This window comes from Phaeobacter gallaeciensis DSM 26640 (genome assembly GCF_000511385.1).
GTDB lineage: Bacteria > Pseudomonadota > Alphaproteobacteria > Rhodobacterales > Rhodobacteraceae > Phaeobacter > Phaeobacter gallaeciensis.
In genome coordinates this window covers 106,018-127,404 of sequence record NC_023148.1, presented here as the reverse complement: position 1 = coordinate 127,404, position 21,387 = coordinate 106,018, and the positions used below count along the sequence as shown (strand labels likewise).

The 21,387-nt window shown below is 60.4% G+C and carries 20 protein-coding genes and 2 pseudogenes; 14 read left to right on the top strand and 8 right to left on the bottom strand.

Features of this window, described 5'->3' with window-relative positions; genetic code table 11:
- Position 1: 1 nt before the first annotated feature.
- The gene (locus GAL_RS20055) at positions 2 to 1,636 is read right to left on the bottom strand and encodes a Mu transposase C-terminal domain-containing protein (protein WP_024099415.1); all 1,635 of its coding nucleotides are present in this window, start codon (positions 1,634 to 1,636) and stop codon (positions 2 to 4) included.
- Between the two features lie 144 nt (positions 1,637 to 1,780).
- Here GAL_RS20055 and GAL_RS20050 point away from each other — a divergent pair, with 144 nt between their 5' ends.
- The 3 genes from GAL_RS20050 to GAL_RS20040 all read left to right on the top strand — a co-directional run bounded on the left by GAL_RS20050 (position 1,781) and on the right by GAL_RS20040 (position 3,977).
- Positions 1,781 to 2,797: a helix-turn-helix domain-containing protein gene (locus GAL_RS20050; protein WP_024099414.1), complete on the top strand. Its 1,017-nt coding sequence runs from the start codon at positions 1,781 to 1,783 to the stop codon at positions 2,795 to 2,797.
- Between the two features lie 149 nt (positions 2,798 to 2,946).
- Entirely contained in the window at positions 2,947 to 3,411 is a 465-nt protein-coding gene (locus GAL_RS20045; RefSeq protein ID WP_007803221.1) for an excisionase family DNA-binding protein, read from the top strand.
- Complete coding sequence (locus GAL_RS20040) at positions 3,408 to 3,977, top strand: PIN domain-containing protein (protein ID WP_007803220.1); 570 nt, start codon at positions 3,408 to 3,410, stop codon at positions 3,975 to 3,977. Before GAL_RS20045 ends, GAL_RS20040 begins: the two co-directional genes overlap by 4 nt.
- 58 nt (positions 3,978 to 4,035) lie before the next feature.
- On the opposite strand, the gene GAL_RS20035 is transcribed toward GAL_RS20040, so the two are convergent.
- Complete coding sequence (locus GAL_RS20035) at positions 4,036 to 4,878, bottom strand: hypothetical protein (RefSeq protein ID WP_007803218.1); 843 nt, start codon at positions 4,876 to 4,878, stop codon at positions 4,036 to 4,038.
- A gap of 251 nt (positions 4,879 to 5,129) precedes the next feature.
- Between GAL_RS20035 and GAL_RS20030 the strand changes: the two genes are divergently transcribed.
- From GAL_RS20030 to GAL_RS20015, 4 genes and pseudogenes are all read left to right on the top strand, one after another.
- Entirely contained in the window at positions 5,130 to 6,062 is a 933-nt protein-coding gene (locus GAL_RS20030; RefSeq protein WP_007803217.1) for an IS5-like element ISRhba5 family transposase, read from the top strand.
- Between the two features lie 90 nt (positions 6,063 to 6,152).
- Positions 6,153 to 7,031: a TniB family NTP-binding protein gene (locus GAL_RS20025; RefSeq protein WP_007803215.1), complete on the top strand. Its 879-nt coding sequence runs from the start codon at positions 6,153 to 6,155 to the stop codon at positions 7,029 to 7,031.
- On the top strand, positions 6,968 to 7,819 hold the full coding sequence (locus GAL_RS20020) for a TniQ family protein (protein ID WP_081731462.1): 852 nt from the start codon (positions 6,968 to 6,970) through the stop codon (positions 7,817 to 7,819). Before GAL_RS20025 ends, GAL_RS20020 begins: the two co-directional genes overlap by 64 nt.
- A gap of 59 nt (positions 7,820 to 7,878) precedes the next feature.
- A pseudogene (locus GAL_RS20015) lies at positions 7,879 to 8,403 on the top strand (IS110 family RNA-guided transposase); the annotation flags it as partial.
- Between the two features lie 346 nt (positions 8,404 to 8,749).
- On the opposite strand, the gene GAL_RS20005 reads toward GAL_RS20015, so the two are convergent.
- On the bottom strand, positions 8,750 to 10,189 hold the full coding sequence (locus tag GAL_RS20005) for a hypothetical protein (protein WP_024099412.1): 1,440 nt from the start codon (positions 10,187 to 10,189) through the stop codon (positions 8,750 to 8,752).
- Between the two features lie 149 nt (positions 10,190 to 10,338).
- Positions 10,339 to 10,907: pseudogene (locus tag GAL_RS22335) on the bottom strand (IS5 family transposase); the annotation flags it as partial.
- 143 nt (positions 10,908 to 11,050) lie between these two features.
- On the opposite strand from GAL_RS22335, the gene GAL_RS19995 reads away from it, so the two are divergent.
- From GAL_RS19995 to GAL_RS19985, 3 genes are read left to right on the top strand one after another with little or no spacing between them, the layout of a single operon-like run.
- Positions 11,051 to 12,685: a Mu transposase C-terminal domain-containing protein gene (locus tag GAL_RS19995; RefSeq protein ID WP_024099411.1), complete on the top strand. Its 1,635-nt coding sequence runs from the start codon at positions 11,051 to 11,053 to the stop codon at positions 12,683 to 12,685.
- Positions 12,645 to 13,568 carry a TniB family NTP-binding protein gene (locus tag GAL_RS19990; protein WP_235872058.1) on the top strand — a complete coding sequence of 308 codons (924 nt, stop codon included), beginning with the start codon at positions 12,645 to 12,647 and terminating at the stop codon, positions 13,566 to 13,568. Before GAL_RS19995 ends, GAL_RS19990 begins: the two co-directional genes overlap by 41 nt.
- Positions 13,565 to 14,356 (top strand): TniQ family protein, encoded by a 792-nt coding sequence (locus tag GAL_RS19985; protein WP_024099409.1) that lies wholly within the window; start codon positions 13,565 to 13,567, stop codon positions 14,354 to 14,356. The genes GAL_RS19990 and GAL_RS19985 overlap by 4 nt, the downstream gene beginning before the upstream one ends.
- A 64-nt stretch (positions 14,357 to 14,420) precedes the next feature.
- Here GAL_RS19985 and GAL_RS19980 read toward each other — a convergent pair whose 3' ends face one another.
- From GAL_RS19980 to GAL_RS19965, 4 genes are all read right to left on the bottom strand, one after another.
- Positions 14,421 to 15,083, bottom strand: coding sequence for a TVP38/TMEM64 family protein (locus GAL_RS19980; RefSeq protein ID WP_024099408.1), 663 nt, complete (start codon positions 15,081 to 15,083; stop codon positions 14,421 to 14,423).
- Positions 15,084 to 15,086: 3 nt separating this feature from the next.
- Entirely contained in the window at positions 15,087 to 15,536 is a 450-nt protein-coding gene (locus GAL_RS19975; RefSeq protein ID WP_024099407.1) for a DUF6010 family protein, read from the bottom strand.
- 161 nt (positions 15,537 to 15,697) lie between these two features.
- The gene (locus GAL_RS19970; RefSeq protein WP_040104431.1) at positions 15,698 to 16,135 is read right to left on the bottom strand and encodes an ion channel; all 438 of its coding nucleotides are present in this window, start codon (positions 16,133 to 16,135) and stop codon (positions 15,698 to 15,700) included.
- Positions 16,136 to 16,225: 90 nt separating this feature from the next.
- Positions 16,226 to 16,699: a rhodanese-like domain-containing protein gene (locus tag GAL_RS19965; protein ID WP_024099405.1), complete on the bottom strand. Its 474-nt coding sequence runs from the start codon at positions 16,697 to 16,699 to the stop codon at positions 16,226 to 16,228.
- Positions 16,700 to 16,887: 188 nt separating this feature from the next.
- Between GAL_RS19965 and GAL_RS19960 the strand changes: the two genes are divergently transcribed.
- The 4 genes from GAL_RS19960 (at position 16,888) to GAL_RS19945 (ending at position 21,383) form a co-directional block, all read left to right on the top strand.
- Positions 16,888 to 17,610: a response regulator gene (locus GAL_RS19960; RefSeq protein WP_007803380.1), complete on the top strand. Its 723-nt coding sequence runs from the start codon at positions 16,888 to 16,890 to the stop codon at positions 17,608 to 17,610.
- Positions 17,610 to 19,076 carry an ATP-binding protein gene (locus tag GAL_RS19955; protein WP_024099404.1) on the top strand — a complete coding sequence of 489 codons (1,467 nt, stop codon included), beginning with the start codon at positions 17,610 to 17,612 and terminating at the stop codon, positions 19,074 to 19,076. The genes GAL_RS19960 and GAL_RS19955 overlap by 1 nt, the downstream gene beginning before the upstream one ends.
- Positions 19,012 to 19,317, top strand: coding sequence for an SHOCT domain-containing protein (locus GAL_RS22845; protein ID WP_233486461.1), 306 nt, complete (start codon positions 19,012 to 19,014; stop codon positions 19,315 to 19,317). The genes GAL_RS19955 and GAL_RS22845 overlap by 65 nt, the downstream gene beginning before the upstream one ends.
- Positions 19,318 to 19,382: 65 nt before the next feature.
- Positions 19,383 to 21,383 carry a heme lyase CcmF/NrfE family subunit gene (locus GAL_RS19945; protein ID WP_024099402.1) on the top strand — a complete coding sequence of 667 codons (2,001 nt, stop codon included), beginning with the start codon at positions 19,383 to 19,385 and terminating at the stop codon, positions 21,381 to 21,383.
- The last annotated feature ends 4 nt before the right edge of the window (positions 21,384 to 21,387 follow it).

Sequence of the window (21,387 nt, the reverse complement as noted above, 5' to 3'; positions counted from 1 at the left end):
TTCACCAATCCTCAACCGGAAAGACGCGGCGCGGGCGCTCAGGGTCAGGTGTTTCGCGGATTGGTGTCGGGGAAGAAGTGAGGCTCTGGTAGGGTTTCGGCGCATTAGTCGCATGCCTGGCCCGTGCGATTTCCTTCAGCCTTTGCTTCTTCGTTGCTGAGGCATCCACGGTCGCCGCGATTTCGCGGCGGATCGCGGTCTTCTCCTCGATCGGGCGTCGGCCGGTTTCGCGCGCTCGGCTTCTCTCGGCCCTGTGCTGCCAGAGGGTGACCGCCTCAAGCAGTCCATCCCGCCGCTCCACAGGGCGCCAGGCTCCTGTATCGGGATCCTTGATGTAGATGTGACTCATGTCCCGAGGATCATAACGAACATCGAGAGCACCCAATCGATCACGGCGGGCGACCAACGGGCCCAACCATGGATCGAAATAGTCGTTGGCAAACAGGCTGACACCCTGAGGTGAAATCCTGCGTGTCTTGTTCGGGAGAAAGCTGAGCAGAACATCGAAAGGGTTGTCTTCCCGGCCGTCCGGCTGACGGCATTTTCGTTCCCATTCATTGGTCGGGACTGTCAGCTTGCGTTCATTCTGGCTAAGATTGTGATCGATAATCGCCAGCGCGATACAGCGTTCGAGGTCTGCAAAGTTGAGCCTCGCACGGTCTTCGGACAGATACTCACCCCGATCCGCGATGGAACGCCCGGTCTTGCCAGGCAGGGAGCGCAGCACCGTATTCACCTTGCCTAGAAGCCGTTCGACAACCCCGCCACGATGGACGGTCCCCTTGTTCCGGCTTTGAATTGCAATCCCGTACTCGGCACAACCCCGGATGAAACTGGTGCTTCTGAATTCCATGGCGGAATCCACGACGACCTTCTTCGGGCGGCCAAACATCGGCCAGGAATGATTGATGTCGCGCGCTGCCAGCCAGTCCTCCTTGCGGCACATCGCCTGCGCCAGACAGAGGGCGACCGACAGGCGTGAAGGCTGCTCAAGGGTCAGGCAGAAGCCGATAATCGCGCTTGTTGCAACATCGGCTGCGATAGTGAGATAGGGGCGTCCAGCATAAATGCCCTGACCATCGATGACTTCCACAAACTGGATGTCGGCGGGGGTATGGTCTATCTGAACGACATCGAGTGCGTGCTTGGCTCGGATATAGCCTGGGCGGGGTTTCAGACGTCGCAGGCTTTTCCCTCCTGAATGTCGCCGTCGTGCAATCTCCTCAGGCGTGAACAGCCGTGGGATACGTTTGGAAACGGTGACATAGGCGGGCGGATCAAGACCCTCGCTGACACAACGGGTGCGGATTTCATCGACAATCGGCGCAAGGTCCGGTTGCTCGGGCCGAAGCCAAAGCTCCCGAAGCGTTGCCGCAATGATCTTTTCAACAGCCGGGCTGATCCTTGCGCGCCTCGCCCCACCTGTTCTTGGCAGCAACGAAGAAACCCGGCGCTCGGTGCGGTATCGGCGCAGGTGGTTGTAGACTTGGCGCGTCGAGAGACGCAACTCGGATGCGGCCCGAGCAACTGCGGTGCGCATTGGCTCTTGCCCGTCCAGAATGCGATCCAGCTCTCGCGCGATACGCGTTGCTTTGGCCCAAGCGTCGTCGGACGCTTCATTTTCGCGCAACGTCATGAACCCGCCGCGCCACGGTTTCTAAACCCCATCTTCTGCCCCATTCTCTCGCTTGTTGAAACGCGAGTTAAAAATTGAAATCGAAACGTAAAAACACACGTCGGATTACGCTTCATCCTACTGGAATCCTGTAAGAACTTTTTGATGAAACGGCAAAGCAATTGCGACACTGAGGACGACCTGTGGTTTCTGCCCGGTCCGATGGACGACGAGCCGGACTATTTGCCGCCGGGACCACGGGCCGAACCGCGTGAAACCGAGGTCCTCGACGAATGGCGGAAGGCAGAGGGCGGGCAGGCCGCGCGTCTTGCCCGTGTGGCCGGTCGCGTCGGCGCGCTGGACGACCGGTTGAAGCGCGGACCGGAAGGATGGCGGCATCGGCTTGCGCTGATGGAGGCCGCAGATTTGAGCTGGCACACCGGTGACCGCATCAGCCAAGACCGGCTGGCGCTCTGGATCTCGCTGCGCCTGTCCGGTGTCCAGGACGACACGGCGGCGCTGGCGCGAGTCGGATGGGCGATTCGGCGACTGACGGGTGGACCGGGACCGGAGCAGGACCTTTCCGCCTTCCTCGACCGTCGCGACCCCGAGAACATCAGTGATGAGACCGAGCCGTTCGTGGATCGCGCGAGCGGTTGGCTGGATCTGATGGGGCAGGCCACGGACCTGCACCCGATCACTCGCGCTTGCGCGGGCTTTCACCTCTGGCGCCTCGCGGGGCTCGGGCAGCACGACGACCGTATGGAAGCGGCTGTCGCAGCTGCGCGGATCGCGGCCAGCGATGGAAGAGGCGCAGTCTTCACGCCTCTGGCCATGGGCGGGGCAGGGGGACTACGAGCCGGTGGTTCACCGTTCGAACGTCTGGAACGCTGGCTATACGGGATGGAAGCCGCGTGCCTGACCGCGGTGCGGCACCTTGACGATATCGAGGCATGGTCGGCGCGGGCGGAAGCCGAAATGACATTGCTCTCGGGCAGGACGCCGCCGGCCTTGCGCGCAGTGCTGACCGAATGGCCGCTCGTCTCTGCGCCAATGGCCCAGGCCCTGACGAGTGCCAGTCGCGCCGCTGTTCAGCGCAACCTTGCATGGATGCAAGAGCGGGGTCTGATCCGCGAGGTGACAGGACAGGGGCGGTTCAGGATGTGGAAGGCGACAAACTGAAGGTTAGCGTGGGTCTCACCCGCTCACTCGACAGCAGCGATAACCGCGAGCACGCGGCAGGGCGCGCAGAAACTCACCAACACTTAATGCATTTGTTGCACTTATTTCATATATGGTGGTAGAGAACAGAAACCGGAGAGGAGACCACCATGAACATGCTGGCACACCGACATCTTCCGCCCACGCCGCAGGACGCAGCGATTGCGCGCGTCTCTGGCCAGGCATTGTCACGCTTCGCCCAGGCGCGCGCGCCGTTGAAACTTCGTGTGACGGACTCCGAGCAGATGGAGCCGATCGAGCTTCCTGCGGGCGCCGTATCGCTGCTCATGGAGATCCTCGAGGCGATGGCAGCGGGGCGGGGGGTCACCATCATCCCCGAGAACGCCGAACTCTCGACCGTACAGGCCGCTGAGGTTCTGAACGTCTCGCGTCCGTTCCTGATCAAGCTGCTCGAGGATGGTGCCATACCGCATCGGAAGGTCGGCAAGCATCGCCGCGTCCGCATGGAAGACGTGATGTCCTACAAGGCCGCGATCGATACCGAGCGTGAAGCTGCGCTCGATCAACTGGCCGCCGACGCTCAAGAGCAGGACATGGGCTACCGCTCGAAATGAGCCAGTACACGGTCCTGTTCGATGCGAACGTCCTTTATCCCGCGCCGATGCGCGATGCACTGATGCAGTTGGCGGTCACAGACCTTTTCAAGGCCAAGTGGACGGCCGATATCCATCGGGAGTGGATTGATGCGCTTCTGCGCAATGAACCTCATCGGGAGCGCGCCGCGCTGGAACGAACTCGCGACTTGATGGACAGGGCCACACGCGACTGTCTGGTCACCGGCTACGAGGCATTGGTGCCGGCCCTAACACTGCCGGACCCTGACGATCGGCACGTTCTGGCGGCGGCAATCGTTGGGCGCTGTGACGCGATCGTCACGCAGAACCTGAAGGACTTCCCACCAGCGGCACTTGCGCCCTTTGGCATCGAGACCCAACACCCTGACGACTTTTTCCGGAACCAACTGTCTCTCGCGCCCGGTCTGGTCTGTTCCGCGCTGCGGAAAGTTCGCGCGCGCCTCAAGAATCCGCTCAAAAGCGTCGACGAGTATCTCGCGATCCTGACACAGCAGGGGTTGGTCGCCACGGTTGCCGACCTGGAGCAATTCGCCGACCTGCTTTGATCCCAGAACTGCCCTGACTGAATACGTTCTGGCCAGAGTTGTGGCACCCGATCCATCATCACCGCGAGATTTCGCCCGCCAGGACTGCACGCCCGTGGACTGCAAGCGTAGCAGTGAACCTCGGGCAACCGAACTGCCGGATCACGGCGACAATGCGCGCATCGTACGCCGCTTGCCCTATGACGCGACACAGGTCTGACGCGTGAAACTGGCGGTTCGAGCTTGGCGCAGCCTTGATCTGTTCGTGCAGCTCGCGCTCTCGTGGCTCTTGAACCGGCTGTGGTGCGGGGAGAGCCGGTGGGCGCGTCGCTTCTCCAAGCGAGGTGCGCCACCGGCGCATGAAGCCGAGCAGGAAACCGGCCGGAACCTTGCTGTTCCCACGGGCCCGGTTGAAGGCAAGGAAGCGTTCCCAGATCACTTGCGTATCGACGTTCCAGCAGGGTAGGGCGCTCTTCGCGGCCTTGATCAGCTCGGCCCAGCATGTTCGGAACACGTTCGAGCAACCGTCAATGTTGATCTGTCCTGTGAATATAGTTTTGTTAGATTCTTCTCTAGATAGTGATGTGTCGTCTCCGTCTGACACGAGATCGTGGGTCTGTTCGCCGTCGTCAAAGGCCGCGAAGCGGAAGAGCCAGGGGGCGAACTTGCCGTTCGACTTCTCGCGCTCAAGCTTCAGTTCAGAAGTTTCAAGCTCACTCAGCAGAACGCTCAGGTACTGGCGCGAGACGCCCATCTTCGCTGCCAGAGAGGACAGGGTGAAGGCAGCCGTGCCGCGGGGCAGGCCGTTATACCCGTCCTTCCACGCAATTCCGTCGAGGATGAGCGTGGCCAGTTTGTGCGCCGAAACAGAGAGGTCTGTCTGCGTGATCCGCCTTAGGATCAGGCCAGTCGTTGGTTCCATGGTCGTATCTCCTGAGAGAGACGATGCCATGTCGAGAGCAAACAACATTCTTGCCAGCAAAAACACTTTGCTGGTTGCAGGGGTTCGGACACTGCGCTAGAAGAACCGTGTTCAGGGGTTTTTTTCTAGCGCGGCGTCAGGCTTCTCGGTCTGGCGTCGTTTCCCTTTTTTTGGGTGATGCACTGGGCGTTGTTGCAGAACTCAGTCGGTGAAGGATTCACATCGGGAATCCATGCGGTTAGACGATCTGCATGAGCAAGCCCAAGCCCGCCCGCTACCGCACGACGAACTGGTCCAGCTACAACGATGCGCTCAGGAAGCGCGGATCGCTGCTGATCTGGCTGGACAAGGAGATGACCTGGCACGCGCCGCATGAGGGACGCCCAGGGCGCCCGCCGGTCTTTTCGAATGCCGCGATCCAGTTTTGCCTGTCGCTCAAGGTTCTGTTCAAGCTACCGCTCAGGCAGACAGCCGGAATGGTCGCGAGCCTCCTGCGCCTGGCAGGGCTAGACTGGCCCGTTCCGGACTACTCGACGCTGTGCCGCAGACAGAAGACCCTCAAGGTGCAGATCCCCTATCGCCGTGCCGAAGGGCCGCTGAATCTTCTGGTGGACAGCACCGGCATCAAGTTTCTTGGCGACGGCGAATGGCAGGCCCGCAAGCATGGCGTTCAGGGCCGCCGCCAATGGCGCAAGGTGCATCTGGCGATGGATATCGCCACCTCGGATATCCGGGCCGTCGAGTTCACCCCTAGCCGGGAAGGCGACAGCCCAGTCCTGCCGGACCTGTTGGGCCAGATCCCCGAGGACGAGGACATCGGCACCGTGACCGCGGATGGTGCCTACGATACCCGCCGCTGCCACGGCGCCGTCATCGCACGCGGTGGCACGGCAATCATACCGACCCGAAGGAACGGTCGAGCTTGGAAAGAGGACTGCCCGGCTGCCAAGGCGCGCAACGAAACCCTGCGCGCCACGCGTCACTACGGTCGGGCATTCTGGAAGCGGTGGACCGGATACCACGCCCGTAGCCGAGTGGAGGCCAAGATGCGATGCCTGAAGGCCTTCGGTGAGCGCATCGCCGCGCGGGATCCAGATCGCCAAACCGCCGAAATCCACATCCGGGTCGCCCTTGTCAATCGCTTCAACGCGCTCGGCACCGCCCACGTCGTCCGCGTGGCATGAAACTGAATGGGAAAGGGGCACTCACAACTCAGGCCGACTTTCTGCAACAACGCCCATCGCGCCCCATGTTCAAGGTGGAGCGCTGGTGAATTGAGGGCAGAAACTGAAGACGACGGCCGCATCGCCCTCATTCAATCGGACATCTGGATCGGCTTTCCCCGAGCGGAGCAAGTGCTGGACCGGCTGCATGGTCTGATTGAGATGTCGCGGCAGACCCGCATGCCTGGCCTTCTGGTGCATGGGGCGTCCGGCATCGGCAAAACAATGATCGCCCGCAACCTGTCGCGACGCTATGCGCCGGAGTATGATCCGGAGTCGGGCGTCACCCACACCCCGTTACTTCTGTTGCAGGCGCCACCCGCTCCTGATGAGCGGCGGTTCTATATGCACATCCTCGCAGCCGTCGGAGCCCCGTCGTCGACGCTGAGCCTGAAGGCGCAGAGTGTTGCCTCGCTGGAAGTTCGGGTCGTGGGCCTTTTGCGCGACCTCGGGCTGCGGATGATCATGATCGACGAAGTCCACAACCTTCTTGCGGGCACGCATAGGGAACAGCGCCGGTTCCTCAATGTCTTGAGGTATCTCAGCAACGAGCTGGAGGCATCTTTGGTCTGCTACGGTGTCAGCGAAGCCGTCGATGCCATTCGCGGCGATGTCCAACTGGCCCGTCGGCTTGATGAACACCACCTGCCGAATTGGCGCGATGATGCCGAGTTTTCGGATATGATCCAGACATTGATCGCGGCCATGCCGCTGGAGAAGAAATCCAATCTGCAAGTGCGGTCGCTCAAGCAGATCCTCGCATTAACTGGCGGGGTGACGTCCCGCATCTTTGCCTTGGTCAAGGATCTGTCCATCGACGCGATCATCAGCGGTGACGAGTGCGTCACTGATGATGCCATCGCAAAATGGACACCGGTCTGGTCGCGCCATGCAAACGCTCAGCGACGGCTCGAGAAATCTGGGGCGTGACGTGTATCCCGCTGCCGATATCGGTGACGCCAGTGCCGGACGAGTTGCTTTCTGGTTGGTTATCGCGACTGGCCGCTTCCAATCATTGCGAGGTAGCAGACCTGCTCGCCCATATCGGGATCGACGCAAAATATGCTGCAGCCCTTGATTTTGATCTCGACATGCTGGCCGCGGATAGGATTTCCGTTGCGGCGCGCTTCGATCCAGCGTTCGTGTCGTCGATGACTTTCGCGGCGATGCCGGAAGCAGAGATGCGGTTGACCGCACAGGTGCCGTTCCAGGCTTGCACAAGCTGCGCTGATGGCGGCCTTGAGCTCAGGCACTGGCGTAGGGCCTGGGCGTTCGACTGCCAGATTTGTGGTGCCCGGCTTCTTCCAAAGGCCGACAGGCAAAATGGCGCAGCGGTCTCCGAAAAGCTGGTTGATCGTGCCCGCCGGGGGGCACGGATCCTGGAGCGTGTCGCGGTGTCGGGCAGCGCGCGTCAACTACGCCGAGCCATGCGGGCGGTCACCTTCGCGATGGGACTCAAAGCTTTATGTGGAGACCCTTTCTTCGCGCTTCAAAGCCCCCGCCCGAACATAAGGCTCTTCTGCCTTGCCGCCATTGCCTCCGCCCAATCACGTCCACTGGTAAAGGCTGCGTTGTGCAGCATGGACATCGACGTCTACGCACGAGTTGCCCTGCTTCGCGCCTACGATAAGGAGCCCCGACTGCTTGCAACCGTCGACCAGATTGCTCAGCGGATGCGACTACGCGTCGGCGGTTCAGCCACCTCATCTCAAATTTAAGGGCAAGAAAGGCCGGAAAACGCGCCGTGTCTCGGATTTAAGGGCAAGGCGACACCCACTTCCGAGAGAACCAGGAACGGTTGCCTGACCATGCTGCGGCTGCCATCCATGCGTTGATCTGCCAAGCGGAGGCGATTGCCGATCAGGCTGAGGCCCTGGAGAAACGGATCCTCGAGTGGCACCGGACGCACGAGACGAGCCGGCGACTGGCGACCATTCCCGGTATCGGACCGATCACCGCCAGCGCAATTGCTGCAAATGTTCCGGATCCGAGCCTGTTCCGCTCGGCACGACAGTTCGCGGCCTGGCTAGGCCTGACGCCACGGGCGAACTCAAGCAGTGGCAAGGATCGACAGACCGGGATCAGCAAGCAGGGTGATGGATATATCCGGCGACTGCTCGTTTCCGGCGCGACTGCGGTGCTTCGCTTTGCAAGGCAGGGCGATGCCGGCAAGGCTTGGATGCTTGGGCTTAAAGCACGCAAGCGACCGAAAGTCGTTGCGGTCGCGCTCGCCAACAAGACTGCCCGGATCGCTTGGGCGCTCCTGCGCCGCAACGAGATCTACGCGGCCCCTGTCTCCTGAGCGCGGAACCGCTGACGGAATGCGTGAAGCTGAGAAGAGATGACAAACCGGTCGAACCGGGGATCGGGACACCCCAGGGGGTCAAGGCGCAGAAAGCGCGCAATTTTGATTGGGACCCGATCCGCGGACTTCATCTGGGCCAGCGGCTAGACCGCACCACAAAGGCCGTAGACATGACTGCTTTCGGCATAGGCGCGTCAATTCCCAGCTTGCGCAGCAGGGGTCGTCCAGACATGGGAACACTTGCCCTCGCCAGAGATGCCCACTGCGCGTTGGCGACGGTCCACCAATGACTTGCGCCACCGGACCTGTGGGGGAACCGGCGCAGCGCCAGTTCCCCATCGGCTCATTCTGCCGGAACCCAGGGCCGGTTATAGGCTGCCACGCGCCAATCACCGTGTTCGATGAACCGGGGGGCGCTCCCGGTTTCCAGCGCCTCGGCTGCGGCGTTCAGCGCCTCGGGCGATGTCTCGGGCCAGGCGCCCGTTTCGATCCGTTCGACCAGGGTCTCGACGATGGCCGTGCTTTCGGCAGCCGTGAACTCGCAATGGCCCGTGCCCTGGACCAGCGACTGCCGATACAGATCGCCGGTACCCTGCTCCTGCACCAGCGCGCCGTAGCCTTCCATCAGCGTGTAGGGAATGGCCCAGTCGCCCAGCATGTGGATGCGGATCGCCGGAACCTGCAGATCGCCGGTCGTCGTGCGCCCGTCTGCGGCCCAGAAATCGCGCGCATAATCCGAGGCCGCGATGCGGGGGGCGGCGTCGATCCTGGCAATGTCGGCCTGAAGGTCCAAACCGGCCTGTTCGTAGAGCGCCTCAACCGTCCGCGCCATCGCGGGTGCGGCATTCTGGTAGAAGGCGGCATAGTCGACCCCCTCGTTCCCGGAAAGTTGCTGCCCCGATGCGGCGTTTTCGAACAGAAGCCGCGAGGACCCGCCAACATTACCGCCGATGCGCAGCGCCGAGGCCACGATCATGTCGGCCATGGCGCCGGCATCCGCGGTGTCGGGTAGTTCGGTCCCCTCGACCATCCACGGCGACCACTGTCCGATGGCGAAGGCAAGCGCCAGCCGCGCGCGGCCCTCCGGGCTTTCGCCCGCCGTTTCGATGGCGGCCATCCAGGACGCACGGATCGCGTCAAGGCTGCGCTCGCCACCCGCTCCGGCATTGGGCAGGCCGACGATGGCGAGATCGCTGGCCGGACCGTGCCCAGCGGCCTCATAGCTTTCGCCCAGCAGGGTCTGCATGGCGAACCAGCCATCCAGGAAACTGCTCATGATCCAGACCGGCGTATGGGCGGCAAGCACGGCGGCACCGTCGATCCTGTCCGGGTAATCCTCGGCCGAAGCGAGGCTGTCGAGCCCTCCGCCAGAACAGCCGTATTGCAGCACCATGTCAGGAGCGCGCTCCAGGTCCGTGAAAATGTCCTGAACAGCTTGTAGATTCAGGATTTCACGCTGCGGATCGTATTGCCACAGGCGCAGCGGGTGCCGGGCGAGCCCGGCGAAGGCATAGCCACGACCGAGCAGGTCGTCATACCGCTGGACCGCTGACGCGACCGAAACGTTGCTGGCGAAATCCAGATCCCTGAGTAGTCGACCATTCCAGTTCTCGGGCACGCGGATCAGCCATGCCGTCCCGTCCGGCAGGGTTCCCGCATGTTCGTTGAAGGCGGGCTGCTCCTGCGCCGACGCGAGCGGGGCGAAGCCCGCGGTCAGAGCGAGGCAAAGCACCACCATTCCGGTCCGCGAACGCGGGCCGGCCAAATTGGCTGTCCGTGACATGAATTTCCTCCAGTTTGATGCAGCGATGAAATCCGGCTCCTCTTCCGGGGAACCATCGCCGGGAAAAACATAGATAGCTAATTATTAGTGTCAAGGGCTCTGATGCACAAATCGGCTTAAGGCCGAGGTTCCCCTTTCCCCGGACGGACTTATCCCACAGCTTCCGTGACGGGTATTCCGAGCGCGGTGTAGCCGTTCAGGACGGCGATGCGGACCTGGAGTTCGGCGACCTGTCGATCGAAGTCCCGTGCCATGAGCCGCTGGCCCAGCAACTTGATACAATGCATCTTTGTCTCGACGCGGCTTCGGCGGTGGTATCCACTCCATCGTCGCCAGAGCGCGCGGCCCAGGTATTTCGCCGCGCGCAGGGCCTCATTTCGCGCCACGGCTCCGGCGGTGATCGTCTTCCAGGGCTTCGCGTTCTTGCGGGGCGGGATGACGGCATGGGCACCGCGATCTGCAATCGCATCGTGGCATTTGCGCGTGTCGTAGGCGCCATCAGCCGTAACGCTACCGATTTCCTGGTCCTGCGGGATTTGGTCGAGAAGGTGGGTAGGATGGGCGCATCACCGATGTGGCTCCCGGTGACTTCGACGGCCCGGATCTCCAACGTTTCTTCATCGATCCCAAGGTGGAGCTTGCGCCAGACGCGCCGTTTCGGGCCGCCATGCTTGCGTGCGTGCCACTCGCCTTCACCTTCGACCTTGATCCCGGTTGTCGCGTAGCCCTTAATTGTGAGATGAGAAATCCAACGAAATCAACGGCCTTGCTTTGCCCTTAAATATGATATTTTGCCTTTAAATCCGATATTTTTGCCCTTAAACCTGAGACAGGGTTCGCAGCTTCGTGTGGCAAATATTGATGGATGATGATCGCGAAGACTTCGTTGCCGCTGGTGCTGAGGAGGCGCGCAGGGCGGCCGTTCTGCGTCCGCTTGTTCAGGCATATCTCAAAGGAACTGGCAGTCTGGAAAGTGGCATCAATGACGCCGTTTGGGAGCTTGGTGTCAGCAGGGCGACTGTCTGGCGCTGGATAAAGCGTCTGGCCGAAGAGGGTGGGCGCACCAGCGCGCTGGCTTCTCGGAAACGGGGCCGCCCGACTGGTACAACCTTGATATCCGGCAAGGTGGAAGCGGTGATCGAAGAACATCTTCGCCGTTATTTCTTACGGCGGGAACGCCCAAGCCTGTCGCGCATCGTGACAGAAATCCGAAGCGCGTGCTGGCAGCAGGGCTTGCAACCGCCGACACGTCGGACGGTTCAGCGCAGGCTGGATGCAATGGATGCCCGTGAAATTGCCAAGGCACGCGAAGGCGCAAAGGCGGCCCGCCAGAAATTTGCGCCGGTCGTAGGCGACAACAAGGCAAACCGGCCACTGGAGGTCGTGCAAATCGACCATACGCCTGCGGACATCATTCTCGTCGACAGTTTTGAACGCAAACCAATTGGGCGGCCTTGGGTCACGCTGGCGATCGACGTCGCAACGCGGATGGTGACCGGATATTACACCTCTCTCGAGGCACCTTCGCGTCTGTCGGTGGCGCTTTGCCTGACACAGGCTGTGGCCCCCAAGGCGGAACTTCTGGCGGAATTGGTGCGCAATGTTCCTTGGCCCGCGCAGGGTAAACCGCATAGCATCCACGTCGATAACGGGCGCGATTTCCGGTCGCATGCCTTTCGGTCGGCATGTGCGGAATGGGGGATCGATCTGGTCTATCGGCCGCCAGGCAGTCCTCATTTCGGAGGGCACATCGAACGATTGATCGGCACGATGATGGGGGCCGTGCACCTGTTGCCTGGAACAACGCAATCCTCGGTCGTGGCCAAGGGCGACTATGACGCCGAGGGCATGGCCACGATGACCTTAAGCGACTTCGATCGCTGGTTTGCTCTGGAAATCTGCCGCTACAACAACAGCATTCATTCAAGTCTTGGCTGCACGCCCGTTGCCAAATGGGAGGCGCTCTCAGAGCAAATGATGGGCGATATCCCCTTCGAGATTGAAGCCTTTCGGGTGAGCTTTCTGCCAAGTGAACTGCGCAAGGTCAGGCGTGACGGCATCCATCTGTTCCAGATACGGTACTGGTCCGATGCGCTTGCAGGCCACATCGGGCGCGGGGATGGAAAGGTGGTCGTCCGCTACGACCCTCGCGACCTCTCGGTGATCTGGGTCGAACTGGATAATGACCGATACGTCGAAGCTCGGTACCGAAACCTGGAAATTCCGCCTGTGTCGCTCTGGGAATATCGCGAAGCCATGAGGAATGCCCGTGCCCTTGGCAAGTCCGGGTCCAATGAGCTGGTCCTGGCTGAGCTGATCCGACAGCAACGCCAAATCGAGTCTGAAAGCCGGAGCCTGACGAGGGCCGAACGCCGATCCCGTGAAAGAAAAGGGACATTGGAGGGCGCCAACTCGGCCGTCTCAACAACCGAAGGGCTGCGCGCGATCGATACGGGTGATACATCGCGCCCATTGTTCAAGGTGGAGAGATGGTGAATTGAGGGCAGGAAAAACAGAGGAAGACGGTCGGATCACCCTCATTCAATCGGATATCTGGATTGGCTTTCCGCGGGCCGAACAAGTTCTGGACCGTTTGCAGTGTATGATCGAAGCGCCAAGGCAAACCCGTATGCCTGGCCTTCTTGTGCATGGCGCGTCCGGGATCGGAAAGACGATGATCGCCCGCAATCTTTCGCGCAGATATGCACCGGAATATGACCCAGCATCGGGAATTACGCGAACGCCGCTGTTACTGTTACAAGCACCACCAGCTCCCGACGAACGACGGTTCTATCTGCACATCCTGGCGACCGTCGGGGCACCGGCCACGGCACTGAGCGCGCGCGCTCAAAATGTGGCCTCCCTCGAAGTCCGTGTCGTCGCGCTCTTGCGCGACCTTGGCCTGCGGATGATCATGATCGACGAAGTCCACAACCTCTTGGCCGGGACCCACCGCGAACAGCGCCGCTTTCTCAATGTTCTGCGGTATCTCAGCAATGAACTCGAAGTGTCGCTGGTCTGCCTGGGGGTCAGCGAGGCCGTCGATGCCATCCGTGGTGATATCCAGCTTGCCAGGCGGCTGGACGAACATCACCTTCCAAACTGGCGCGACGACGCCGAGTTCTCGGACATGATCCAGACACTCATCGCGGCAATGCCCCTCGAGAAGAAATCCAATCTGAAGGTCAAGTCACTAAAGCAGATACTTGCGCTGACCGGCGGGGTGACCTCGCGCATCTTCGCCCTGATCAAGGATCTTTCCATCGACGCCATTGTCACAGGTGATGAATGCATCACCGATGACGCAATCGCAAAATGGACGCCGGTTTGGTCGCGCCATGCGAACCCCCATCGGCGGCTCGAGAAGTCCGGGGTGTGAAGCCGCACCCGCTGCCCAAGACTGTCGCGCCGCTGCCCGACGAGTTGTTGTCAGGTTGGTTGTCTAGGCTGGCGGCGGCCAACTACTGTGATGATGCGGAACTACTGGCTCATCTCAGAATCGATACCGCGCATGGCACCGCCTTGAACTTCAACGTCGACGCGGCTGCGGCGGCGAAGATTGCCAACGCCGCACGGATTGACCCAGATGTTGTGCGATCTTTGACCTTCCCAGCAATGACGACACGAGAAGCCTCGCTGACGGCCCAGATACCATTCCAGCATTGCCTGCAATGTTCCAGAGAGGGCCTTTCGCTCAAGCATTGGAGGCGAGCCTGGGCATTCGACTGCCAGGTTTGTGGGACGAGACTTGTGCCGACGCTCGGCAAGGCCAGTGGCGAACAGATGCCCGAAAAGCTGATAAATCGTGCGCGCAACGGCGCCGCGCGGCTTGAATACGCCGCGCGATTACGCAGCTCCAAGCAATTTCGGCGCGCAATGCGCGCGGTCACCTTTGCCATATCATTAAAGGCCTTCCGCGGAGATCCGTTATACGCTCTTCAGGGCCACAGGCTGGAAGTAAGGCTGTTTGGCCTTGCTGCAATTGATGCAGCCCAATCCCGTCCACTGGTCAAAGCGGCCATCTCAAGCTCCGGCATCGACGACTATGCAAGGGTTGCTCTATTGCGCGCCTTCGATAAGGAGCCACGTCTGCTTGCCGCGGTTGATTACATCGCCCGGCAGCGCGCGAAAAGCATAGGCGCGATGGCAGTGGAATCTCATAATTAAGGGCAAAAAATATCCCCGAACGCGTCGTGTCTCAGATTTAAGGGCAACGCGACAACTGGCCATATCAGCTCTCCTCCCGTTGCGCGCCGGTCTTTCGCGTGGCGGCCAAGAGAACCGACAGGCCGGTAAAGCCACCGAGCGCAAGCGCGGTCCATGTGGCGGTGCGGGAATCTCCGTTCATCGCCTGGCTGCCCATGTGAGCGAGCAAAAAACTTGCGGGAATAATCCCGGCCATCGTGGCCAGCGCGAACCTCCAAAGATGCAGCTTGCTCAGACCTGCGGCGTAACTGATCATATCGAAGGACAGAAACGGCAGAAGGCGACTGCCGAAGACCAGGAAGGTCAGAGTGTTCTGGGACCCGAACAGGCCCGCGTTAATCTTCTGACCGAGATGACGCTCAACGAAGGGACGACCCAGGCCGCGGGCCAGACCAAAGGCGGCAAGCGCACCGAGTTCCGCACCTAGAACGACGAAGAGCGTCCCGTACGTGTGTCCATAAGCCGCTCCGGCGGCGAGTGCGATCGGCGCCGAGGGCAGGGGGCTTGCGACAATAGCGATTGTCATAAGGGCCACGATGACAATTGGTCCGGCAAGACCTGCCGCCTCGATCCAGCGGTCAATTTCCGCACGATCCGGCAGGCGAATGTCGACGCCAAGGACGTCGGGGAAGGCCAATGCGACGACTCCCATCAGGAACACCGCAATAAGAAGAACGCGCATCATCATGGATCAAAACACGGCATAGAGCAGAACGAAGAACGTCGCTGCCAAAAGGTCAAAGGCCACGCAGAATGGAATATACCAGTTCGGAATCCGGGCGAGACGATAAGAATTGTGGTGTGACATGTCCCAAAGGGCGTGCAGGGCCAAGCCCAAGGGGAGGAAGGCCCAATGCCATATCAGCCCCAGGAAGGCTGCCGAGCCGAACAAAAGGGCCACGGCGAGCTCTGCCCAGAACACGCGCGCTCTGCCGTCCGCGGCGCCAAAGCCGATATAGGCACCGCCAATCAAAGCAAGCGTGATCGAAGCAAGAGCTATCGAGCTCTTTTCATCCAAAAACAAGTGAGCCGGCATTGAGAGCAAGACAATCAACACGCCAACCCATACGGGAAATTTCAAGATATCCCCGTGTCGATGGTGCGATAAGTGATCGCCTGTCTTTTTGAAAATCTGTGCCATGGCTTGGTACCTAGGGATTCCAGCAACTGGAAGGTCAAGGGTTATTCATCCACGCGCGCAACGCGGCGCTCACTCAACCGTTCCACGGGGAGGTCAAAGGACCGATATCAGGACGCATTTGACGCTGACGCCCGGTTCATGTCCGACGCGCGTGGCGATTTTCAGTCATCTTTCGCCTTCTGCCAGACTTGCTGGCAGGCTGAGTAAAGAAACGTCGCTGACCAGGTCAGCAACATGAAGCCCAAAAGCGATTGCAGCATCAGCAACAGTCGAAAGGGCCCGACCACCTCTATGGACGAATAGCCAAGGGTCGAGAACGAGATGCCCGTAACATAGAGAACATCCTGAAACATCGGCGGGCTGTTGCTGAACGATTGCGGCAGAACGCTTGCCACCACCATCGTGTTGAACACGGCGAGCGTCACAAGTTCCAATACGTGCAGCAACAGCAACGCGGAAAACGTCAGGATGATCCGAAAGCCGGAGCCATCCGACCGCTGCGGGGAAAACTTCAGAATGCCCGACAACGCATAATGATGGACAATTCCCATCAGGATCGCCGCGCATATTCCGACAAACATGGCCATCAACTCGGTCATACCCCCCAAACCCGTCTTCCTATTCAAACAGGTCAATCTGACCATACATCAGGCTTTTTAGCACAACTGGACCGATTGATTCTTCACAGGTCAGGCCAACGCGGGGGGCAACCCGTTCAGGGCGACATCCACCGGAACGGTCGGCAAGTTCGATGCAATCCAGCCAGGCCCTTCGCCTGATCCCAACATCCCTTCCGAGATATCGGCGTAGCCCGAATAACCAGCTTGTCTTAACGCTCGAAGCAGCGATGCGGAGCGTCCGCCAGTGGCGCAGATCAGTCCAACGGTGCGATCACCGCTCAGTTCCTTCGCCCTGAACAATCGGTCCGGAAAACCGGACGCGTGCATGCTTATCGGCCATACACCAGCACCTACGCCGGTTTCTTGCCACTCTTCGCGCGTTCTGACATCGATGATCCGCGCCGTATCCGATAGAAGCGCGTCAAAGGCATTCTCTGCCGACCAGACAGATCGGCTCTGCGCCAGCAGCGGTGACGCCGTGACGGTCAGCACCGTCATATGAGCACCCAGAATGAAACGGCGCCGGTTCAAATCAAGAGCCATATTCGAAAACCTCATCCTTTGATCGGTTGCGATCCCAAAGGTCACATAACATGCCAGCAACGCTACCCGGGAGCACGACACGGTGCAGGCACAGATTTGTATCCATCTGTAGCAAGGGACTGACCTGATACAAATGGCTACAATTCTGCCCATGAAACACGATGCAACGATGATTTAGGAAAGACACCATGGGACCGCCACCTCATATCCTTATCGTGGATGACCACGCACAGATACGTGAAAGCGTCGCGCGCTTTCTGGAGAAGAACGGAATGCGCACGACCGTCGCCAGGGATGCCGTGGAGATGGATGCCAAGCTGGCCACCGGTCACTTCGACCTGCTCGTGCTCGATGTCATGATGCCGGGCGAGGACGGTTTGTCGGTTTGCCGCAGACTTGCGCCAGAAGGTGATCTTCCGATCATCATGCTGACGGCGCTTGGTGAGGAAACGGATCGGATCGTGGGGCTGGAAATCGGTGCGGACGATTATCTCGCCAAGCCATTCAATCCACGAGAACTGCTCGCCCGCATCAAGTCGGTTCTTCGGAGAAGCAACCGCGACGAACCCGTGGCCGGAAGCCTCGCTGGGAGGAAAGTCTCTTTTGCGCACTGGATACTGGATACCGACCGGCAGGTGCTGATTGACGAGTCCACCACCGAGACGCCATTGACGACCTCCGAGTTCAAATTGCTGGCGGTCCTGCTGGAACGCGCCCGGATGGTGCTCAGCCGTGACCAGTTGCTTGACCTGACCGCTGGTCGGACGGCAGGCCCGATGGATCGCACCATCGACAATCAGATCAGCCGCCTCCGTCGCAAAATCGAGCCGGATGTATTGCGACCGAGTGTCATCAAGACTGTGCGGAACGGCGGATACTGCCTGGCTGCCGATGTCGAGGATGCGCCGTGATGCGCCGTGCGATGAGATCTCTGAGCGGCCAGTTGATCCTGCTTGTGGTCGCGGCACTTGTCGTGGCCCAGGCGATCAGCCTGTTCCTGTTCGCTGACGAGCGCAGCCTGGCCATCCGTGCTGCTTTGGGGTTCGAGGCTGCTGGACGCGCAGCGAATGTGGCGCGGTTGATCGAAGAGGCCCCGTTGGACCTGCAGAATTCCATCCTTCGCGCAGCAAATTCACCACTTATCCGGTTTGATCTGTCAGACGCTCCGAGTGTGGAACACACCAGTCATTCGCATGGCGACCTTGTTGAAGGGCGTATCCGTGCGCTAATGGACGATAGCTACAGCCGCGATATTCGCGTTGAACTGCACGAGATCGAGGGCGAATTGAGGCCCTTGCCCAATCTTTCTGACGAAATGACGGAAATGCATCTCGCGATGATGCGCGGAGAGTTGACAGCGGTTGAAATGAACCTGTCGATCGCCATTAAGGGAGCGCGTTGGCTGAATGTCGGAACGCGGTTCGAGCGTCCACCAATCCAATGGCCTTTCTATTCGATGCTGACCTTTGGAATTTCCGCCGGACTGCTTTTGGTGGCGATTTTCTGGTTTGTCATGACGCGCCTGACGCGTCCTTTGCGGCACCTGTCGAAGGCCTCGGACCATCTTGGCCGGGGCGAGGATGTGCCTGAATTGACCGTCGCAGGGCCGACCGAGGTCAGGGATCTGACCGTCGCCTTCAACCGCATGCAACGACGGCTGACCCGGTTTGTCAGTGATCGGACACGGATGCTCGCAGCGCTTGGTCACGATTTACGCTCGCCGTTGACTGCTATGCGTGTCCGCGCGGAGCTGGTTGACGAAGAAGAGACGCGGGACAGCCTCATCGCATCGGTCGAAGAGATGCAGAGTATGGTCGAAGCGACGCTCACCTTTGCACGGGGCCTTACCGGATCAGAAGGCTCCGAAGTGGTCGATCTGCGCAATTTTCTGGACAGCTTGTGCAGCGATATGGCGGCACACTGCACCTTTGCCCCGAGTGATGATGTTGCCGTGCGGCTTCGACCCAACGCGTTCCGAAGGGCACTGAGGAACTTGCTTGAGAACGCCGTTCGCTACGGTGGTGCCGCAAAAGTCAGCTGGGCGACCCACGGTTCGAACCTCGTACTCAACATCGATGACAATGGGCCCGGCATTCCCGTCGACCAGTTGGAAAAGGTCTTCGATCCCTTCTATCGCCTCGAGCAATCGAGGTCTCTGGAAACGGGCGGTTATGGGCTTGGGCTCTCAATCGCGAGGACAATCGTCCAATCCCATGGCGGCGATATCCAGCTGGTCAACCATAACAGCGCGGGTTTGCGCGCTGTTGTCACCATCCCACTGGATGAAAGCGAACTAATCGAAGGAGAAACAGATGAAACTGAAAACGCTCATTCCAACGTTGCTGGCCAGCTTGCCCGCCAGCATGGCGCGAGCTGATGGTCCAGGCTCCTGGACAGGTCACATATGGGGCGGAGGCTATGGCTTTATGGGCGGCTTCATGATGCTCGCCTTCTGGGGCGCCGTGATCGCATTGATCGTGTTTCTGGTACTCAGGCTGCGGGACAATGGCACCCGTCCCCCGGACTCGGACGCGCAGGAAGCGCTCCGGCGCCGCTTTGCGAATGGGGAAATCGACGAAGAAGAGTTCCGTCACCGCAAAGCAACGCTCGACGAATAGACCCCGCCGCGGACGCCAAAGCCGTCCGACGCGACGCCCACCAACACTGGATAGGAAAGAACGCCATGTTCCCGGAAATTGGTCACTTCGCACTGGCCCTCGCGCTGGCGCTTGCGCTCGTTCAAAGCGTTCTGCCGATTGCAGGTGCATCGCGTGGAAACGCCGTCTGGATGAAATCCGCCCAGGCGACGGCAATAGGACAAGTGCTGTTTGTGGCCATAGCCTTCGCAGCGCTGATGCAGGCCTTCATCGCCAGCGACTTCACCGTCAGGAACGTCGTCGAGAATTCCCATTCGCTCAAGCCGATGCTCTACAAGGTGGCCGGGACCTGGGGCAGCCATGAGGGTTCGCTGCTGCTCTGGATCCTGATACTCGCGGTGTTCGGCGCGGGCGTCGCCTGGTTCGGATCGAACATCCCCGCCGAGACCAAGGCGCGCACCTTGTCGGTGCAGGCGTGGATCAGCGTCGGCTTCCTGTCCTTCCTGCTGCTGACGTCGAACCCCTTCGAGCGGGTGTTTCCGCCGCCGCTCGACGGCAATGACCTCAACCCGTTGCTTCAGGACATGGGTCTCGCCATGCACCCGCCGCTTTTGTATTTCGGGTATGTCGGCTTCTCCATCGTATTTTCCTTTGCCGTTGCGGCTCTTCTGGAAGGGCGCGTCGATCCAGCCTGGGCCAGATGGGTCCGCCCGTGGACATTGGCCGCGTGGGTCAGCCTTACGGCAGGTATCGCTCTTGGATCTTGGTGGGCCTATTATGAACTGGGCTGGGGCGGCTGGTGGTTCTGGGACCCGGTCGAGAACGTGAGCTTCATGCCCTGGCTTCTGGGCACGGCGCTGCTGCATTCCGCCATCGTCACCGAAAAGCGCGACGCGTTCAAAAGCTGGACCATCCTGCTTGCCATCCTGACTTTCTCGCTTTCACTTCTCGGCACGTTCATCGTCCGATCCGGCCTGCTTACCTCCGTGCATGCCTTCGCCGTCGATCCAGAGCGCGGGCTTTACATTCTGGGTCTGCTGGCCGTGTCCATCGGTGGGTCGCTGGCGCTCTACGCCTGGCGGGCGCCCGAAATGGAGCCGGGTGGTCTGTTTCGCCCGATCAGCCGCGAAACCGGGCTGCTCGTGAACAACCTCATTCTGGCCGCCGCTACGGGAACGGTCCTGTTCGGGACGCTTTATCCGCTGATCCTCGAAGCTGTCACCGGGGACAAGATCTCGGTGGGTCCACCTTTCTTCAACGCGGCCTTCATTCCGATGATGCTGGCGCTGGTCGTGTTCATGGGTCTTGGTCCATTCCTGCCGTGGAAGCGGGCTGATATCGCCGGTTTGCTCGATCGCATTCGGTTCGTGGCCGTGCTGGCGGTCATTGCAGCCTCGGCCGCATGGTATCTTCTGAACGGTGGGCCGATCATGGCCTATCTTGCCATCCTTGGCGCAGCGTGGCTGCTTTTTGCGACCCTACGGGAATGGGCGCTACGCATCCGTCTGTTCGAGGTTTCCCTTGCGGAGAGCGCGAGACGCGCGCGCAACCTGCCACGCGCCTCTCACGGTATGACGCTTGCCCATGCCGGCGTCGCTGTGTTGATGATGGGGATGATCGGCTCGACCGGATGGAAAAGTGAGGAGATCGTCTTTGCCGGCCCCGGGACCGAAGTCACGATCGCCGGGTTCGACATCACCTTCGAAGGGGCCGCAAAGGTTCAAGGGCCGAACTACATCGCGGATCGCGGCACCCTTGTGGTGCGTCGGGATGGCGAACTGGTCACGACACTATTCCCGGAACGGCGGTATTACCCGGTCGCGGAAAGTCAGACGACGGAGTCGGCCATCCGGTCCACATTGGCGGGTGATCTCTATACGTCGATTGCAACGCCGGCCTCCGATCAAGTGAACAACGCCGGAGCCTGGACCCTTCGGATCCTCTATGAACCGCTCGTCAACCTGATCTGGATCGGCTCGATCTTGCTGGTGATCGGTGGCTGTTTGTCCTTGTCGGATCGCCGTTTGAGGGTCGGGGCGCCGCGCCGCGCCAAACAGCCAGCCAGCGATGCTGTTCCTGCGGAGTAGGAGA

What these genes read in the sequence shown, in the direction of transcription:
- GAL_RS20055 (WP_024099415.1), bottom strand. Translation starts at nt 1,636, where the DNA reads ATGACGTTGCGCGAAAATGAAGCGTCCGACGACGCTTGGGCCAAAGCA.
- GAL_RS20050 (WP_024099414.1), top strand. Translation starts at nt 1,781, where the DNA reads ATGAAACGGCAAAGCAATTGCGACACTGAGGACGACCTGTGGTTTCTG.
- GAL_RS20045 (WP_007803221.1), top strand. Translation starts at nt 2,947, where the DNA reads ATGAACATGCTGGCACACCGACATCTTCCGCCCACGCCGCAGGACGCA.
- GAL_RS20040 (WP_007803220.1), top strand. Translation starts at nt 3,408, where the DNA reads ATGAGCCAGTACACGGTCCTGTTCGATGCGAACGTCCTTTATCCCGCG.
- GAL_RS20035 (WP_007803218.1), bottom strand. Translation starts at nt 4,878, where the DNA reads ATGGAACCAACGACTGGCCTGATCCTAAGGCGGATCACGCAGACAGAC.
- GAL_RS20030 (WP_007803217.1), top strand. Translation starts at nt 5,130, where the DNA reads ATGAGCAAGCCCAAGCCCGCCCGCTACCGCACGACGAACTGGTCCAGC.
- GAL_RS20020 (WP_081731462.1), top strand. Translation starts at nt 6,968, where the DNA reads ATGGACACCGGTCTGGTCGCGCCATGCAAACGCTCAGCGACGGCTCGA.
- GAL_RS20005 (WP_024099412.1), bottom strand. Translation starts at nt 10,189, where the DNA reads ATGTCACGGACAGCCAATTTGGCCGGCCCGCGTTCGCGGACCGGAATG.
- GAL_RS19995 (WP_024099411.1), top strand. Translation starts at nt 11,051, where the DNA reads ATGGATGATGATCGCGAAGACTTCGTTGCCGCTGGTGCTGAGGAGGCG.
- GAL_RS19980 (WP_024099408.1), bottom strand. Translation starts at nt 15,083, where the DNA reads ATGATGATGCGCGTTCTTCTTATTGCGGTGTTCCTGATGGGAGTCGTC.
- GAL_RS19975 (WP_024099407.1), bottom strand. Translation starts at nt 15,536, where the DNA reads ATGGCACAGATTTTCAAAAAGACAGGCGATCACTTATCGCACCATCGA.
- GAL_RS19970 (WP_040104431.1), bottom strand. Translation starts at nt 16,135, where the DNA reads ATGACCGAGTTGATGGCCATGTTTGTCGGAATATGCGCGGCGATCCTG.
- GAL_RS19965 (WP_024099405.1), bottom strand. Translation starts at nt 16,699, where the DNA reads ATGGCTCTTGATTTGAACCGGCGCCGTTTCATTCTGGGTGCTCATATG.
- GAL_RS19960 (WP_007803380.1), top strand. Translation starts at nt 16,888, where the DNA reads ATGGGACCGCCACCTCATATCCTTATCGTGGATGACCACGCACAGATA.
- GAL_RS19955 (WP_024099404.1), top strand. Translation starts at nt 17,610, where the DNA reads ATGCGCCGTGCGATGAGATCTCTGAGCGGCCAGTTGATCCTGCTTGTG.
- GAL_RS22845 (WP_233486461.1), top strand. Translation starts at nt 19,012, where the DNA reads ATGAAACTGAAAACGCTCATTCCAACGTTGCTGGCCAGCTTGCCCGCC.
- GAL_RS19945 (WP_024099402.1), top strand. Translation starts at nt 19,383, where the DNA reads ATGTTCCCGGAAATTGGTCACTTCGCACTGGCCCTCGCGCTGGCGCTT.